Annotated in this window: 14 protein-coding genes and 3 tRNA genes; 4 read left to right on the top strand and 13 right to left on the bottom strand. The window is 68.2% G+C overall.

The genetic code is table 11. The features are described from left to right. Window positions 1-56: 56 nt before the first annotated feature. The 11 genes from rpoB to STVA_RS04135 form a co-directional block, all read right to left on the bottom strand. Window positions 57-4,256, bottom strand: a complete 4,200-nt coding sequence (rpoB, locus tag STVA_RS04185; RefSeq protein WP_123687737.1) for a DNA-directed RNA polymerase subunit beta — start codon at window positions 4,254-4,256, stop codon at window positions 57-59. Window positions 4,257-4,476: 220 nt separating this feature from the next. After that, window positions 4,477-4,848 (bottom strand): 50S ribosomal protein L7/L12, encoded by a 372-nt coding sequence (gene rplL, locus STVA_RS04180; protein ID WP_123687738.1) that lies wholly within the window; start codon window positions 4,846-4,848, stop codon window positions 4,477-4,479. Window positions 4,849-4,890: 42 nt separating this feature from the next. Further along, a complete protein-coding gene (gene rplJ, locus STVA_RS04175) occupies window positions 4,891-5,409 on the bottom strand; it encodes a 50S ribosomal protein L10 (protein ID WP_123687739.1) in 519 nt (172 codons plus the stop codon). Between the two features lie 320 nt (window positions 5,410-5,729). After that, the gene (gene rplA, locus STVA_RS04170) at window positions 5,730-6,422 is read right to left on the bottom strand and encodes a 50S ribosomal protein L1 (RefSeq protein ID WP_123687740.1); all 693 of its coding nucleotides are present in this window, start codon (window positions 6,420-6,422) and stop codon (window positions 5,730-5,732) included. A gap of 5 nt (window positions 6,423-6,427) precedes the next feature. Further along, complete coding sequence (gene rplK, locus STVA_RS04165) at window positions 6,428-6,859, bottom strand: 50S ribosomal protein L11 (RefSeq protein ID WP_123687741.1); 432 nt, start codon at window positions 6,857-6,859, stop codon at window positions 6,428-6,430. A gap of 137 nt (window positions 6,860-6,996) precedes the next feature. Then, window positions 6,997-7,527 carry a transcription termination/antitermination protein NusG gene (gene nusG / locus STVA_RS04160; RefSeq protein WP_123687742.1) on the bottom strand — a complete coding sequence of 177 codons (531 nt, stop codon included), beginning with the start codon at window positions 7,525-7,527 and terminating at the stop codon, window positions 6,997-6,999. A gap of 3 nt (window positions 7,528-7,530) precedes the next feature. Then, complete coding sequence (gene secE / locus STVA_RS04155; protein ID WP_123687743.1) at window positions 7,531-7,728, bottom strand: preprotein translocase subunit SecE; 198 nt, start codon at window positions 7,726-7,728, stop codon at window positions 7,531-7,533. A 44-nt stretch (window positions 7,729-7,772) separates the two neighbouring features. Then, window positions 7,773-7,848, bottom strand: a tRNA-Trp gene (locus tag STVA_RS04150). 70 nt (window positions 7,849-7,918) lie between these two features. Next, window positions 7,919-9,109 carry an elongation factor Tu gene (gene tuf, locus STVA_RS04145; protein WP_142235648.1) on the bottom strand — a complete coding sequence of 397 codons (1,191 nt, stop codon included), beginning with the start codon at window positions 9,107-9,109 and terminating at the stop codon, window positions 7,919-7,921. A gap of 79 nt (window positions 9,110-9,188) precedes the next feature. Further along, a tRNA-Gly gene (locus STVA_RS04140) sits at window positions 9,189-9,262 on the bottom strand. Window positions 9,263-9,297: 35 nt separating this feature from the next. Further along, window positions 9,298-9,384, bottom strand: a tRNA-Tyr gene (locus STVA_RS04135). Between the two features lie 256 nt (window positions 9,385-9,640). Between STVA_RS04135 and rlmB the strand changes: the two genes are divergently transcribed. The 3 genes from rlmB to STVA_RS04120 all read left to right on the top strand — a co-directional run bounded on the left by rlmB (window position 9,641) and on the right by STVA_RS04120 (window position 12,379). Continuing rightward, complete coding sequence (gene rlmB / locus STVA_RS04130) at window positions 9,641-10,351, top strand: 23S rRNA (guanosine(2251)-2'-O)-methyltransferase RlmB (protein WP_142235647.1); 711 nt, start codon at window positions 9,641-9,643, stop codon at window positions 10,349-10,351. Window positions 10,352-10,427: 76 nt separating this feature from the next. Then, window positions 10,428-11,102, top strand: coding sequence for a TIGR02466 family protein (locus STVA_RS04125; RefSeq protein ID WP_123687745.1), 675 nt, complete (start codon window positions 10,428-10,430; stop codon window positions 11,100-11,102). After that, the gene (locus STVA_RS04120) at window positions 11,099-12,379 is read left to right on the top strand and encodes a class I SAM-dependent methyltransferase (RefSeq protein ID WP_123687746.1); all 1,281 of its coding nucleotides are present in this window, start codon (window positions 11,099-11,101) and stop codon (window positions 12,377-12,379) included. The genes STVA_RS04125 and STVA_RS04120 overlap by 4 nt, the downstream gene beginning before the upstream one ends. Here STVA_RS04120 and STVA_RS04115 read toward each other — a convergent pair. After that, on the bottom strand, window positions 12,360-13,508 hold the full coding sequence (locus tag STVA_RS04115; RefSeq protein ID WP_170216261.1) for a tetratricopeptide repeat protein: 1,149 nt from the start codon (window positions 13,506-13,508) through the stop codon (window positions 12,360-12,362). The genes STVA_RS04120 and STVA_RS04115 overlap by 20 nt on opposite strands. Before the next feature lie 4 nt (window positions 13,509-13,512). Continuing rightward, entirely contained in the window at window positions 13,513-14,418 is a 906-nt protein-coding gene (locus STVA_RS04110; protein ID WP_142235646.1) for a calcium-binding protein, read from the bottom strand. Between the two features lie 111 nt (window positions 14,419-14,529). On the opposite strand from STVA_RS04110, the gene STVA_RS04105 reads away from it, so the two are divergent. Beyond that, on the top strand, window positions 14,530-15,777 hold the full coding sequence (locus tag STVA_RS04105; protein ID WP_123687749.1) for a glycosyltransferase family 4 protein: 1,248 nt from the start codon (window positions 14,530-14,532) through the stop codon (window positions 15,775-15,777). Window position 15,778: the final 1 nt, after the last annotated feature.

Here is a 15,778-nt window from a genome sequence, read left to right as displayed (position 1 = left end):
GGAAGCGCCGATAGCGCCCCGGGACCGATGCGGCCCCGGGGCTGACCTCGGTCCGGTCAGTAGCTCTTCTGGTTCAGCTCTACGTTGAGGCCGAGCGACCGGAGTTCCTTCACCAGCACGTTGAAGGATTCCGGGATGCCCGCCTCGAAGTTGTCGTCCCCGCGGACGATCGCCTCGTAGACCTTGGTACGGCCGGACACGTCGTCCGACTTGACCGTCAACATTTCCTGCAAGGTGTAGGCCGCACCGTACGCTTCGAGCGCCCACACCTCCATCTCGCCGAACCGCTGGCCGCCGAACTGGGCCTTGCCGCCCAGCGGCTGCTGGGTGACCAGGCTGTACGGGCCGATCGAGCGGGCGTGGATCTTGTCGTCCACGAGATGGTGCAGCTTCAACATATAGATATAGCCGACCGTGACTTCACGGTCGAACTGCTCGCCCGTGCGCCCGTCGGTCAGGCGGACCTGGCCCGAATGGGACAGGCCGGCCTTCTCCAGCATCTCGACGATGTCGTCCTCGCGGGCGCCGTCGAACACGGGCGTGGCCACCGGCAGGCCGTTGCGCAGGTGGCTGGCCAGCTCCATGACCTCCTCGTCGACCAAGCCGCCGATCTGGTCGTCATAGGTGGCCTTGCCGTAGACGTCCTCGAGCTTGGCGCGAAGGGCCGTGATCGAATCCGCCGTCTTGGCCTTGGACGGGTCGGCCAGCTCACGCTGGACCCGGTCGAGCGCGTCGCCGATCTGCCGGCCCAGGCCAGACGCGGCCCAGCCCAGATGCGTCTCCAGGATCTGCCCGACATTCATGCGCGACGGCACGCCCAGCGGGTTCAGCACGATGTCGACCGGCTGACCGTCCTCGAGATAGGGCATGTCCTCCGACGGCATGATGCGCGAGATGACGCCCTTGTTGCCGTGCCGGCCGGCCATCTTGTCGCCGGGCTGCAGCTTGCGCTTCACCGCCACGAAGACCTTGACCATCTTCATGACGCCGGGCGGCAGCTCGTCGCCGCGCTGCAGCTTCTCGACCTTGTCCTCGAAGCGGCCCTGGAGGCGGGCGATGCTCTCGTCGAAGGACTTCTTCAGCCCCTCGACATCGACCATCACCTTGTCCGAGGTCAGCACGATCTGGCGCCACAGCCCGCGCTGCACCGGCTCCAGCATCTCGGCCGTGATCTCGACGCCCGACTTGAAGCCCTTGGGGCCGCTCGCCGCCGTCTCGCCGATCAGCAGTTCCTGCAGGCGGCCATAGAAGCTGCGCTCCAGGATCGCGCGCTCGTCGTCGCGGTCCTTGGCCAGGCGCTCGATTTCCGAGCGCTCGATCGCCAGCGCGCGCTCGTCCTTGTCGACGCCGCGGCGGGAGAAGACGCGGACCTCGACGATCGTGCCGACCACGCCGGGCGGCAGCCGCAGCGAGGTGTCGCGCACGTCGGACGCCTTCTCGCCGAAGATGGCGCGCAGCAGCTTCTCTTCCGGCGTCATCGGCGATTCGCCCTTGGGCGTCACCTTGCCGACCAGGATGTCGCCCGGCCGGACCTCGGCGCCGATATAGACGATGCCCGCCTCGTCGAGGTTCTTGAGGGCCTCTTCGCCGACGTTCGGGATGTCGCGGGTGATTTCCTCCTGGCCCAGCTTCGTGTCGCGGGCCATCACCTCGAACTCTTCGATATGGATCGAGGTGAAGACGTCGTCGGACACGATCCGCTCGGAAATCAGGATCGAATCTTCGAAGTTGTAGCCGTTCCAGGGCATGAACGCGACGAGCACGTTCCGGCCCAGCGCCAGCTCGCCCAGTTGCGTCGAGGGGCCGTCGGCGATGATGTCGCCGGCCTTCACCTGATCGCCCACCATCACCAGCGGGCGCTGGGTGATGCAGGTGTTCTGGTTCGAGCGCTGGAACTTCAGCAGGTTGTAGATGTCGACGCCGGGGGCGGAGCTCGACTCGATGTCCGACGCCCGCACGACGATGCGGGTGGCATCCACCTGGTCGACCATGCCCGAGCGCCGGGCGGCGATCGCCACGCCGCTGTCACGGGCCACGCGCGCTTCCATGCCGGTGCCGATGATCGGCGCATCGGCGCGGATCAGCGGAACGGCCTGGCGCTGCATGTTCGAGCCCATGAGCGCGCGGTTGGCGTCGTCGTTCTCCAGGAACGGGATGAGGGCGGCCGCCACCGACACCAGCTGCTTGGGCGACACGTCGGCCAGCGTGATGTCCTCGGACCGCGACATCACGAACTCGCCGCCCTTGCGGCACGAGATCAGGTCCTGGGTGAAGCGGCCTTCCTCGTCGATCGTCGAGTTGGCCTGGGCGACCGTGTAGTCGCCCTCGTCCATCGCCGACAGGTAGACGACCTCGGCCGTCACCCTGCCATCCTGCCCCTTGCGGTACGGCGTCTCGATGAAGCCGTACTGGTTGACGCGGGCAAAGGTGGCGAGCGAGTTGATCAGGCCGATGTTCGGGCCTTCGGGCGTCTCAATCGGGCAGATGCGGCCGTAATGCGTCGGATGCACGTCGCGCACCTCGAAGCCGGCGCGCTCGCGCGTCAGGCCGCCCGGGCCAAGCGCCGACAGGCGGCGCTTGTGGGTGATCTCCGACAGCGGGTTGGTCTGGTCCATGAACTGCGAGAGCTGCGAGGAGCCGAAGAACTCGCGCACTGCCGCCGCCGCCGGCTTGGCGTTGATCAGGTCATGCGGCATGACCGTGTCGATCTCGACCGAGCTCATGCGCTCGCGGATCGCACGCTCCATGCGCAGCAGGCCGATGCGGTACTGGTTCTCCATCAGCTCGCCGACCGAGCGGACACGGCGGTTGCCGAGATGGTCGATGTCGTCGATGACGCCGTCGCCGTCCTTCAGGCGGCAGAGTACGCGCAGGATCGCCAGGATGTCGTCCTTGCGCAGGACGCGGACCTGGTCGTGCGTCTCCTGCCGCAGGCGCGAGTTCATCTTCACCCGGCCGACCGGCGACAGGTCGTAGCGCTCGATGTCGAAGAACAGGCCGTTGAACAGCGACTCCGCCGTCTCCAGCGTCGGCGGCTCGCCCGGGCGCATGACGCGGTAGATGTCGATGAGCGCGTCCTCGCGGGTCGCGTTCTTGTCGATCATCAGCGTGTTGCGCATGTACGGGCCGACGGTGACGTTGTCGATCGCCAGCGTCGAGATCTCGTCGATGCCGAGGTCGTCGATGTCGTTCAGCATCGCCTCGGTGATCTCGTCACCGGCCTCGTGGCGCACTTCGCCCGTCGCCTCGTTGATGAGGTCGCCCGCGATGAAGCGGCCCTTCATCTCCTCGGCCGTCACCAGCACGTCGTTCAGGCCCTCGTCCTTCAGCTTGCGGCCGAGGCGCGGGGTCATCTTGTCGCCGGCCTTGGCCACGACGGCGCCGGTGGCGGCGTCGACCAGGTCCTGGACCAGCTTCACGCCGCGCAGGCGCTCGGAATCGAATGCCGTCTTCCAGCCGCCGGGAACGCGGGCGAAGAGGACCGAGCCGTAGAAGGCGCCCAGGACCTCTTCCTTGGACATGCCGATGGCTTCGCCCGGCAGCAGGCCGTGGTTGGTCTTGGCCCGCTCGGTGCGCAGGTCGTCCGTCTCCTTGCTGTCGAGCGCCAGCAGCAGCGTCGTCGCCGGCAGCTTGCGGCGCCGGTCGATGCGGACATAGACGTGGTCCTTGGCATCGAACTCGAAGTCGAGCCAGGAGCCGCGATAGGGGATGACGCGGGCGGCGAACAGGTACTTGCCCGACGAGTGGGTCTTGCCCTTGTCATGGTCGAAGAAGACGCCCGGCGACCGGTGCATCTGCGAGACGATGACGCGCTCGGTGCCGTTGATGACGAAGGTGCCATTGGCCGTCATCAGGGGCATGTCGCCCATGTAGACGTCCTGCTCCTTGATGTCGCGGATCGAGCGCAGGCCCGAATCCTCGTCCACGTCCCACACCACCAGGCGCAGGGTGACCTTGAGGGGTGCGGCGAAGGTCATCCCCCGCTGCTGGCACTCCTCGACGTCGTATTTCGGCTGCTCCAGTTCATAGCGCACGAATTCCAGGCGCGCCCGGTCCGAAAAATCGCTGATCGGGAAGACCGACTTGAACACCTCCTGCAGGCCGACGTCGCCGCGATCGTTCGCGGGGACATGCATCTGCAGGAAATGATCGTACGAGCTCTTCTGCACCTCGATCAGGTTCGGCATCGGCGCAACTTCGGAGATGCGCCCGAAGCTCTTGCGGATGCGCTTGCGGCCGGAAAAAGTGTTCGCCATGGATCAGCCTCGCATCGGATGCAGCAGATTGCCCGCGCCCTGTGCCGGGGGCACCATGCGCAGGCCAGGGGCCACCAGCACCGTCGACGAAATGTCGCCAGCGCCCAACAACGCTCCAAGCCGGATCGCGCGGCCCGCGACGATCCGGCCTGTCTCGCAGCGTCGGACCGTCCCCGAAGGAACGGCCCGACGCCGGTAATATATGCTGTGGGTAGCGATCTTACTTGATCTCCACCTTCGCGCCCGCGTCCTCAAGCTGCTTCTTGATCTTCGCGGCCTCGTCCTTGCCGACGCCTTCCTTGACGGCTTTCGGCGCGGCTTCGACCAGATCCTTGGCTTCCTTCAGGCCGAGGCTGGTGATGGCGCGGACTTCCTTGATCACGTTGATCTTCTTCTCGCCGGCATCGGCGAGGATCACGGTGAACTCGGTCTGCTCTTCCACCACGGCGGCGGCAGCGGCCGGGGCGGCGGCAGCAGCCGCCGGGGCGGCGGCGGACACGCCCCACTTCTCTTCGAGCATCTTGGACAGCTCGGCCGCCTCGATGACGGTGAGGGCCGAAAGGTCGTCTACCAGCTTAGCAAGATCGGTCATCGGTGGTCTCCAAACGGTATTGAGGTCTTGTTCGCTCTCGGATCAGGCGGCTTCGTCCTGCCGGGCATACGCCGCGAGAACGCGGGCAAGCTGACCACCCGGGGCCTGGAGCACGCCAACGATGCGTGCGGCCGGGGTCTGCAGGATGCCAACGATCTTGCCGCGCAGTTCTTCGATCGAGGGCAGCGAGGCCAGGGTCTTGACGCCATCGATATCGAGAATCTGATTACCGAAGGCACCGCCCACGATCTTCAGCTTGTCGTTCTGCTTGGCGTACTCGACGATGACCTTGGCGGCCGCCACCGGGTCCTTCGACAGCGCGATCGCCGTCGGACCCGTGAGCATGTCGCCCAGTCCCTCGAACTTCGTACCGGCAATGGCGAGACGCGCGAGCCGGTTCTTCGTCACCTTGAAGCCGGCCCCTGCCGCACGCATCCGACGCCTGAGTTCGGTCACCTCAGCCACGGTCAGACCGGACTGCTGGGTGACAACCACAGAGGTTGCCTCGGACAGCGTGTCGCGCAGGGAGTCGACCAACTTGGTCTTCTCGGATCGATCCACTGCTCGTCTCCGCTTCACTGGCCCCGATGGCCTTCCCTCGGGAAAGCCGCCGGGGCGGTTGTGCCGTACCCGTCGCCGGGTCCGGCCATCCTGCCCCAGAAGTCCACAACCGATGCCGACGCCGGAATTCTCCGGAAAATCGACCTCGTTCGCTTCGTCCCGTCTATCGCCGGCGGGGCTTTCGCCCCTTTCGGCCCCCGGGGGAACCCGGCGGCACCTGCGGTCTTGGACAGGCCGGGCCGGTGGGTTTCACGCCACCTGCCCTGCTCCACCCGGCGGCCTATCGGCCGCCAGGCGGTGTTCGGTTCGCGCCGCCGGCCTCAGCCGGCGATGCTGGCCGCTTCCACCTTCAGGCCGGGGCCCATGGTGGAGGCGATCGATACCTTCTTGATGTAGGTGCCCTTGGCGCCCGTCGGCTTGGCCTTGGTGATGGCGTCGACGAAGGCCCGGACATTGTCCAGCAGCGCCGTCTCGCTGAAGCTGGCCTTGCCGACGCCGGCATGGACGATGCCCGCCTTCTCGGCCCGGAACTCCACCTGGCCGCCCTTGGCCGCCTTCACCGCCTCGCTCACGTTGGGCGTGACGGTGCCCAGGCGCGGGTTCGGCATCAGGCCGCGCGGGCCCAGGATCTTGCCCAGGCGCCCCACCAGGCCCATCATGTCGGGCGTGGCGATGCAGCGGTCGAAATTGAGCTGACCCGCCTGGATCTGCTCCATCAGGTCTTCCGCGCCGACGATGTCGGCACCGGCAGCCCGGGCCTCCTCGGCCTTGTCGCCCTTGGCGAACACCGCCACGCGCACGGTCTTGCCCGTGCCGTGCGGCAACTGGACGACACCGCGGACGATCTGGTCGGCCTTGCGCGGATCGACGTTCAGGTTCATCGCGATCTCGATCGTCTCGTCGAACTTCGAGGTCGCACGTTCCTTGATCATCTTCACCGCGGAGTCGAGCGCATAGAAGTGCTCGCGGTCGAGGCCCTTGTAGGCGTTCTTCAGTCGCTTGCCCTGGCTCATGACGGCTACTCCACCACCTCTAGGCCCATCGACCGCGCCGACCCGGCCAGCATGCGGCAGGCGGCGTCGATGTCGTTGGCGTTGAGATCCTTCATCTTCACGGCCGCGATCTCGCGCAGCTGGTCCATCGTCACCCGCCCGACATTGGCGCCGCGACCCGGGGTCTGCGACCCCTTCTTGATCTCGGCCGCCTTCTTCAGGAAGTAGGTGTTCGGCGGGGTCTTGGTGATGAAGGTAAAGGTGCGGTCACCATAGGCGGTGATGACCACCGGGATCGGCATGCCCGGCTCGAGGTTCTGGGTCTGCGCGTTGAAGGTCTTGCAGAACTCCATGATGTTCAGGCCGCGCTGACCCAGCGCCGGCCCGATGGGCGGCGACGGGTTGGCCTTGCCGGCCGGCACCTGCAGCTTGATGTAGCCGACGATCTTCTTTGCCATCTGGTGTCCCTTTCATATGGGGTGTCGACGATCGCCGTCCCACCCCTGGGATGCGCGGTCCGGCCATGGCGAGCCTTCCGCACCTCGTGCGACGTCTCGGTCCGCCCGGGGTTGCCCCCGGCCGGACCGGCGTCCGGTCAGACTTTCTCGACCTGGGAGTATTCCAGGTCGACCGGCGTCGATCGACCGAAGATCGACACCGCAACCTTGAGCCGCGCCTTCTCCTCGTCGATCTCCTCGACCAGGCCGTTGAAGGACGCGAACGGACCGTCGGAGACCCGCACCTGCTCGCCGATCTCGAAGGTGATCGACGGCTTGGGCCGCTCGATGCCCTCCTGGACCTGGCGCCGGATGCGCTCGGCCTCGCCGTCGGTGATCGGTACCGGCCGGCCGCGGCCGCCGAGGAACCCGGTCACCTTCGGGGTGTTCTTGACGAGATGCCAGGACTCGTCGGTCATCTCCATCTTCACCAGCACATAGCCGGGGAAGAACTTGCGCTCGGCATTCACCTTGGCGCCGCGGCGAACCTCGACCACTTCCTCGGTCGGGACCAGGATGTCCTCGAACCGGTCGACCATGTTCTTCTGCTCGGCCTGCTCGCGGATCGAGGAGGCGACCTTCTTCTCGAAGCCCGAATAGACGTGGATGACGTACCAGCGCATCGCCATCGCTCAGGCCCCCAGTCCCAGGAAGAACTTCACCCCGTGGGCGATGACCCAGTCGACGCTGGTGAAGAAGATGGCGGCGAGGAACACCATCACGAATACCATGAGGGTGGTGATGCCGGTTTCCTTGCGCGTCGGCCAGGTGACCTTCGCCACTTCCTGGCGCACCTGCCGCACGAATTCGATCGGACTGGTCTTCGACATCGTTTCTACGCCTCAACGAGAATGCGTGCGCCGCCGCATCGGGATGGCAGGAGTGGAGGGGCTCGAACCCCCAACCCCCGGTTTTGGAGACCGGTGCTCTACCAGTTGAGCTACACTCCTATCCCGCGCAACCGGCCGACGCCCCACCCGGGAGCGCCGCCCGATGTCGATGCCTGTGCCCGACCGGGCCTCAGGCGATGATCTTGGCGACGACGCCGGCGCCGACGGTACGGCCGCCTTCGCGGATGGCGAAGCGCAGGCCTTCGTCCATGGCGATCGGGGCGATCAGCTCGACCTGCATCGAGACGTTGTCGCCCGGCATCACCATCTCCGTGCCTTCCGGAAGATGCACCATGCCCGTCACGTCCGTCGTGCGGAAGTAGAACTGCGGGCGATAGTTGGTGAAGAACGGCGTGTGACGGCCGCCCTCTTCCTTCGTCAGGATGTAGGCCTCGGCCTCGAACTTCGTGTGCGGCGTGATCGAACCGGGTGCGGCCAGAACCTGGCCGCGCTCCACGTCCTCGCGCTTGATGCCGCGCAGCAGCGCGCCGATGTTGTCGCCCGCCTCGCCGCTGTCCAGCAGCTTGCGGAACATCTCGACGCCCGTCACCACCGTCTTCACCGTCGGCTTCAGCCCGACGATCTCGATTTCCTCGCCCACCTTCACGATGCCGCGCTCGACGCGGCCCGTCACCACCGTGCCGCGGCCCGAGATCGAGAACACGTCCTCGATCGGCATCAGGAACGGACGGTCCTTCGGGCGCTCCGGCTGCGGGATGTAGGCGTCGACCGCCTTCATCAGCTCCAGGATCGCGTTGCGGCCGATCTCCGGCTGCTTGTCTTCCAGCGCCATCAGCGCCGAGCCGCGCACCACCGGGATGTCGTCGCCCGGGAAGTTGTAGGACGACAGCAGCTCGCGAACCTCGAGCTCCACCAGGTCCAGCAGCTCCGGATCGTCGACCATGTCGACCTTGTTCATGAACACCACCAGCGACGGCACGCCGACCTGGCGCGCCAGCAGGATGTGCTCGCGCGTCTGCGGCATCGGGCCGTCGGCCGCCGACACCACCAGGATGCCGCCGTCCATCTGCGCCGCGCCCGTGATCATGTTCTTCACATAATCCGCGTGGCCAGGGCAGTCGACATGCGCGTAGTGACGGTTCTCCGTCTCGTACTCAACATGCGCCGTCGAGATCGTGATGCCGCGCGCGCGCTCTTCCGGTGCCTTGTCGATCTGGTCGTACGCCGTGAACGTCGCCCCGCCCGTCTCCGCCAGGATCTTCGTGATCGCAGCCGTCAGCGACGTCTTGCCGTGATCAACGTGCCCAATCGTCCCAATGTTGCAATGCGGCTTGTTCCGCTGAAATTTCGCCTTGGACATCGGTGCCTGGTTCCTTCGTAGGCCTAGCGGAGGGCTAAGGCAGTCATCGCATGCTCAAACGGGCGCGGCGTCGACTCGCTGGAGCGGGTGATGGGAATCGAACCCACGTAGCCAGCTTGGAAGGCTGGAGCTCTACCATTGAGCTACACCCGCGCCTTCGTCGATCGCGATGCGCCTTTGCCGTCGCGTGGTGGAGGGGGTAGGATTCGAACCTACGTAGACGCTAAGTCGGCAGATTTACAGTCTGCTGCCATTGACCGCTCGGCCACCCCTCCGCCGTCGGGGGATTTCTCCCCCGCCGCGACGGAAGGCGGAACTAAGGGATTTTCAGCTCCATTGTCAATGTCTAATACGGACCTTCGCATCGGCCCGGTCGCATGGCCCGCCCGATGAAGCCCCGCCGCCCTTCAACGCCCCCGGCCCGACTCGCGCGGCCGACGGGCCGCGCCGCCCGGACGCGCCCACGGGGCCCCGCCGGGCCGGCCAGCCGGAGAGTTTGCCGCCGGCGCCTGGCTCTGGGGCCATCACGCCGTGGCCGCCGCCCTGGCCAACCCGGCCCGGACCTGCCGGCGACTGCTGGTCGGCGCCGATTCGGGTGGCGCCCTGGCGCCGGTGTTGGCGGCGATGCCCGATCACCGCCGCCCCCCGGTCGAGACGGTCGAGCGGGCAGCACTCGACCGGCTGCTGCCGGCCGGCAGCGTCCATCAGGGCGTGGCCCTGGCGGTCGAGCCGCTGGCGCCACCCGACCTGGGCGACCTGCTGGACAGCCTGGGTGCCGGCCAGCCGGCCACCCTGGTCCTGCTCGACCAGGTGACCGACCCGCACAATATCGGTGCCATCCTGCGCTCGGCCGCCGCCTTCGGGGCGGCCGCCGTCATCCTGCCCGACCGCCACGCCCCGCCCATCACCGGCACCCTGGCCAAGGCCGCGTCCGGGGCAGTGGAGGTGGTGCCGCTGGTGCGCGTGGTCAATCTCGCGCGCACGATCGTCGAGTTGCAGGAGGCGGGCTTCGTCTGCCTGGGCCTGGCCGAGGAGGGCCCCGACGAACTGGTCGCCGGCCGGCCGGCCGAGCGCGTGGCGATTGCGCTCGGGGCCGAGGGCGAGGGCCTGCGCCGCCTGACCCGCGAGCGTTGCGATCGCCTCGTCCGCCTGCCCACCGGCGGGCCGGTGGGCAGCCTCAACGTGTCGAACGCCGCCGCCGTGGCCCTGTTTGCGATCGGCCGGCCCGAGCGGCCGCGTTGAGGCCGGCCGGCGGCACTGCTACAAGGCCGGCCCAACCCGACGCCCCTTCGCCCCACAAGCGGAACTGCCCGACCGGATGACGATCGATATCGCCCTCGACCAGGAAGCCGCTCTTTTCTTCGGCACGCCGGTCATCATGCTGCGGCCGGAAGGTGCGGCGGACGTCAATGCCGGGCTGGCCCGCCAGATCCTGGAGCGGGCCGGGCGCGAGCCCGGCGTCGCCCGCAGCAATGCCGGCGGCTGGCAATCGCGGCCCGACCTGCTGAACTGGGGCGGGCCGGAGGTGGCAGCCTATCGCGGCTGGCTGGAGCGCGCCGTGCGCGCGGCCCAGCGCCTGCCGGCGCGGCGCGCGGGGGTGGAGGAGTTCCGCCTGTCCTTCACCGCACAGGCCTGGGCCAATGTCAGCCGGGCCGGCCACTACAACGAGGTCCACACCCACCCGGGCAACCACTGGGCGGTGGTCTACTACGTCACCGCGCCGGCGCCCGACCCGGCGCGGCCGCTGTCCGGCCGGCTGGAACTGCGCGACCCGCGGCCGGCCGCCCCCTTTGCCGCCGCCCCCGGCTTTTCCTTCGGCGCGGCCATGACGCTGCCCGCCGAGGCCGGGCTGATGGTGCTGTTTCCGGCCTGGCTGGAACATTCGGTCCATCCCTTCTTCGCGGCCGGCGAGCGCATCTCCATCGCCGCCAACGTCGCCATCACCGACTATGCCGTCGGCGCCCAGCCCCGACCGGGAGACCAGCGCGCATGACACCCCAGCCGAGCCTGTCCCGAGACGAACTGATCCGCCGCCGCGATGCCGTCGCCGCCGAGCATGGCGCCTGGGTCGGCCACAACATCCATCTGGGCCATGGCGTCTACACCATCGACGCCCGCGTGGTGGGTGCCGAGAACACGGCCAAGCACCTGCTGGACGTGGTCGGCAGCATCGCCCGCAAGCCGCTCGACCGGCTTCGCATCCTCGACCTCGGTTGCAGCGAGGGGCTCTATGCCATTGAGTTCGGCCTTCACGGCGCCGAGGTGGTGGGGGTCGAGGGACGGGCAGCACCGCTGGCCCGCGCCCGCTTCGCCGCCGAGGCGCTGGGACTGTCGCGCGTGCGCTTCGAGCAGGGCGACGCCCGCGAGGCGACCGAGGCCCTTTACGGCCGCTTCGACGTCATCCTCAATTGCGGCCTCGTCTACCATCTCGATGCCGGCGACGTGTTCCGGGTGTTCGAGAACATGGCCGGCATGTGCGACGACTTGGCGATCGTCGAAACCCACTATGCCCAGACCGTGACCGAGCGGTTCGAGTACCGGGGCCAGGAGTATTTCGGCGTCAGCCGGCGCGAGCATGAGGACGGCGCCGACCTGACGGTGCGGGAAAAGCGGGAATGGGCCTCGCTCGACAACGCCTATTCGTTCTGGCTCAGCAAGCCGTCGCTGGTGAACGCGCTGGCCCGGTCGGGCTTTGCGACGGTCACCGAATGCCTCTACCCCGCCATCCTCAGCTATGGCGACCGCGAGACCTTCATCGCGCGCAAGGGCGAGGCGCGACCGCTGCGCGCGGTGCCGCTTCCGGGCATCTTCGAGGATCGCTTCCTGCCGCCGGTCGAGACGCGCCGGCCGCTGGCGAGCTGGGTCGGCCAGGACCATGTCGACAATCCGGCGACGACGCCGAAATACTTCGACACGACCAGCCGCGACCTCGACACCATGCGCATCCGGCTCGATGCCGTCGACCAGCGCTTCGACACGGTCGAGGAACGGCTGAACGGCGTGGCCGGCGGGCTGGCGGCCGTCGAGAGCCGGATGCAGGCGCTGGAGCGGCGGCTCGACGAGTCGGTGCCCGAGCTGGGCCGCCTGTCGCGCGAGACCGAGCGGCTGGCCGCCTATTCGGAAAGCCTGCAGGAATCGATGAATGCCTGGCTGAAGGGCATCTGGACCGCGCTCAACACCACCACCAGCGAGATGGGGCGCACACGCGAGGAGATCGAGCGCGTCCGCGCCCTGCAGCGCCGCCCCTGGTTCATGCGCCGCTCGGGCTGAGGGCGCTCCGGCTGCCCAGGTCGGCCGCCAGGTCGGCCAGGGCAGGCCCCCAGTCGCCGTCGGGCCGCTGGCGATAGAGCCGGCAGTCCGGGAACCACGGTGATCGGTCCGGCGCGGCCGGCCAGCGGAACTCCGCCGGCCACGGCACCAGGACATGCTGTGGTCGCCCCAGCCCGGCGCGCAGATGGACGTTGGTGTTGCTGACGGCGGCATGGGCGTCGAGCCGGTCGAGCAGGCACAGCATGTCGTCCAGCGCCTCGTGCAGGTCCGAGAAGTCGGCCGGCGCACGCCCCGCGGCTGCGGCGAAAGCCGCCACCGTGCCCGGCTCCTGCACCCGTTGCAGGAGCACCAGCGTCCCCGGCCAACCGGCCAGGGCCGCGCCCAGGGCGGCCGGCGACGCGTCCTTGATCAGGTTGCCCGGCGCCCGGACGCCGGCATGCCAGGTGACGCCCAGATAGGGCGGCGGCCCGGCCCGGGCCAATCGCAGCGCGACGGCCGCCTGGCGGGCGGGCGCGGGGGACAGCCGCAAGGCCGGGGGATGGCACAGGCCCGTCAGATAGGGCAGGTCGCCCAGCGGCACCCGCCAGTCCGGCGCCGGCCGCGGCACCGGCTCCAGCCACGGCACGCCCGACAGGATGCCGGCCAGCTTGGCGAAGGGCTCGTGGAAGAGGCGGGCACCGCGCCGCGACAACTCAGCCGCGTAGCGCAGGAAGAACAGGCTGTCGCCCAGCCCCTGCTCGTTCAGCAGCAGGATCCCGGCCCCGGCGAGATCGGCCGGCAAGGGTTCGCGCGGCCGGTCCTCCGGCGCGCGCGGGGCCTGGCGGCGCCACAGATAAGCCTCCCACCCCTCGTCCTCGCGGCCCTGGGCCAGGAGGGCCAGCGCCAGATCGTTGCGCAGTTCACCCCGCTCGGGCGCCAGCGCGATTGCCCGGCGCAGGGCGACCTCCGCCTCGGCCGGCCGGCCCAGATGCGACAGCAGCAACCCGGTATTGTAGGGGGCCGACCACAGGTCCGGCGCTGCCGCGGCCAGGCGCTCGAACAGCGCCAGCGCATCGGTGAACCGGCCCTCGCGGAAGGCCACGCGCGCCGCCAGCTTCAGGTCGACCGGCGCATCGCCCGATGGATCCATGCCGTCACACGAACTCCAGCATGGTGTCGAGATAGCGCCGGTGCAGGTGCCGCACCTCCAGGAAGGCGGCATTGCCGCGGGCCGGCTTGTAGACCCGGAAATGCCGCAGCAGGCCAAGCGTGGCGGCACTTTCCAGTGGCCCGACGAAGACCGACTCGCGCGACAGGAAATCGGGCTGGGCTGCCCAGTGCGCCATCTGCTCGCGGGTCAGGAAGAAGCAGCCGGAATGGGCATTGGCGACCCGGCCGAACCATAGCGGCTGGCCCAGCCCGTCGGCCGAGATCCAGGGGCGGTCGGAGCGGTCCGGCACGTAGCCGAGCTTGGCCGGCATCGCCGGCTCGCCGTCGATATAGAGCCGGCGCACCGGGCCGCGCTCGCTCGTCTCGAAGCGGTTGGGCTGCAGCACGCTGTCGGCCCCGGCCCAGCCGTGGAACCAGTCGAGCTTGGCGAAGAAGCTGCTGTCCTCGATGGCGATGTCGTCCTCAAGGTAGCAGACGCGGTCATAGCCGGCGGCCGCGTCGCGCAGGACGGCATGGCATTCATAACCCAGCAGCTTGGGCTCGGCCTGGGTGCGGTGGTGGCGGAAGGTGCCGGGCGGAAGGTCGAGTTCGTCCACCAGGTGGTCGTCGCCCGTGGTGCAGACGACGACCTCGATCTCGGTCGCGTCGGCATCGTTGGCCGGCAGGAAGCCGTGGATCGGCCCGTGCACCAGGCATTGCGGCTGCACCACCGCGTCATGCAGGCACGAGATCGTCCGCGCCAGGGCGTCGCGCCGGGCATCGCGCGCCGATGCCCGCGTCGAACCGTACTTGCCGTCCCGGGACGCCGCGTAGTAATGCGCAATCGTGAATAGAACCCGTCGGCGCCGTGGTGCCGGGGGAAATGGCGTAAAACGGATCTTCACGGCCATACCAGGTTGCTCCCGTTTCCGCCTGACACGACCATCCGGCCGCATGCCGCGGCCGGCGATCCAGCGAGTCTCGCCGGGTCGTGCCCCTCCTCATGCCGATCGTGATCGCCGATGCGCATCCTGTTCATCCATCAGAATTGTCCGGCCCAGTTCAAGTATCTCGCACCGCGCCTGGCCGCCGAGCAGCAGAACGAGGTCTGGTACATCACCCGGGAGGGGAAACCCAACCTGGCCGGCGTCACCAAGGCGGAATACAAGCTGGCGCGCGCCGTCAGCGACAAGATCCATCCCTACGTGAAGCCGTTCGAGGAGCAGGTGCTGTACGGCCAGGCCGTGGCGCGCGCCGCCGTCGCGGTGAAGGCCAAGGGGTTCACGCCGGACGTCATCTTCTGCCATCCCGGCTGGGGCGAGGGCATGTTCATCAAGGACGTGTTCCCCGACAGCAAGCTGCTGAACTACACCGAATTCTACTACAACGCCTTCGGCTCGGACGTCCATTTCGAGCCCGGCCAGAAGATGGACCTGGACCGCGTCTGCCGCATCCGCGCCAAGAACGCCAACAACCTGCTGAGCCTGATCTCCTGCGACTGGGCGATCTCGCCCACGCGCTGGCAGTGGCAGCAGAACCCGCCCGAGCTGCGCTCGAAGATCTCGGTCATCCATGACGGCATCAACGCCGATGTCTGCGCGCCCATCGACGGGGCGGAGCTGAAGCTCCCCAACGGCAAGGTGCTGCGCAAGGGCGAGGAGATCGTCACCTACGTCTCGCGCAACCTGGAGCCCTATCGCGGCTTCCCGGTCTACATGAAGGTGCTGGAGCGGCTGTGCAAAAGCCGGCCGAACGCACAGTTCGTCGTCGTCGGCGGCGACGGCGTCAGCTACGGCTCGCCGCTGCCCGACAAGAAGACCTACCGCGAGGAACTGCTGAAGCAGGTCAAGATCGACCCGGACCGCGTGCACTTCCTGGGTCAGGTCCCCTACCCCACCTTCCTCAAGGTGTTGCAGGTCTCGAGCTGCCACGTCTACCTGACCTACCCGTTCGTGCTGTCCTGGTCGTTCCTGGAGGCGATGTCGACCGGCTGCGTGATCGTCGGCTCGCGCACCCCGCCGGTGCAGGAGGTGCTGGTCGACCGCGAGAACGGCCTGCTGGCGGATTTCTTCGACGATGCCGACATCGCCGACCGGGTCGAGGAGGTGCTGGACCATCCCGACGGCATGGCCCGCATCCGCCGCAACGCCCGCCAGACGGTGCTCGATTCCTACCAGCTCAAGCACTGCATGGCGCGCCAGATAGCGCTCCTGAAGGACCTGGCCGCTGGCCGCATCCCCCCGGGGGAGAAGCCGCCGCTGCCGCTCTGAC

It is taken from the genome of Stella humosa (assembly GCF_006738645.1).
GTDB lineage: Bacteria > Pseudomonadota > Alphaproteobacteria > ATCC43930 > Allostellaceae > Allostella > Allostella humosa.
This window is presented reverse-complemented; position numbering and strand designations above follow the sequence as displayed.

Bases quoted from the DNA above. Each gene is read 5' to 3' on its own strand.
- tuf (WP_142235648.1), bottom strand. From the start codon at position 9,109: ATGTCCAAGGCGAAATTTCAGCGGAACAAGCCGCATTGCAACATTGGG.
- STVA_RS04120 (WP_123687746.1), top strand. From the start codon at position 11,099: ATGACACCCCAGCCGAGCCTGTCCCGAGACGAACTGATCCGCCGCCGC.
- rplL (WP_123687738.1), bottom strand. From the start codon at position 4,848: ATGACCGATCTTGCTAAGCTGGTAGACGACCTTTCGGCCCTCACCGTC.
- rplA (WP_123687740.1), bottom strand. From the start codon at position 6,422: ATGAGCCAGGGCAAGCGACTGAAGAACGCCTACAAGGGCCTCGACCGC.
- STVA_RS04125 (WP_123687745.1), top strand. From the start codon at position 10,428: ATGACGATCGATATCGCCCTCGACCAGGAAGCCGCTCTTTTCTTCGGC.
- STVA_RS04105 (WP_123687749.1), top strand. From the start codon at position 14,530: ATGCGCATCCTGTTCATCCATCAGAATTGTCCGGCCCAGTTCAAGTAT.
- STVA_RS04115 (WP_170216261.1), bottom strand. From the start codon at position 13,508: ATGGATCCATCGGGCGATGCGCCGGTCGACCTGAAGCTGGCGGCGCGC.
- nusG (WP_123687742.1), bottom strand. From the start codon at position 7,527: ATGGCGATGCGCTGGTACGTCATCCACGTCTATTCGGGCTTCGAGAAG.
- secE (WP_123687743.1), bottom strand. From the start codon at position 7,728: ATGTCGAAGACCAGTCCGATCGAATTCGTGCGGCAGGTGCGCCAGGAA.
- rplK (WP_123687741.1), bottom strand. From the start codon at position 6,859: ATGGCAAAGAAGATCGTCGGCTACATCAAGCTGCAGGTGCCGGCCGGC.
- rpoB (WP_123687737.1), bottom strand. From the start codon at position 4,256: ATGGCGAACACTTTTTCCGGCCGCAAGCGCATCCGCAAGAGCTTCGGG.
- STVA_RS04110 (WP_142235646.1), bottom strand. From the start codon at position 14,418: ATGGCCGTGAAGATCCGTTTTACGCCATTTCCCCCGGCACCACGGCGC.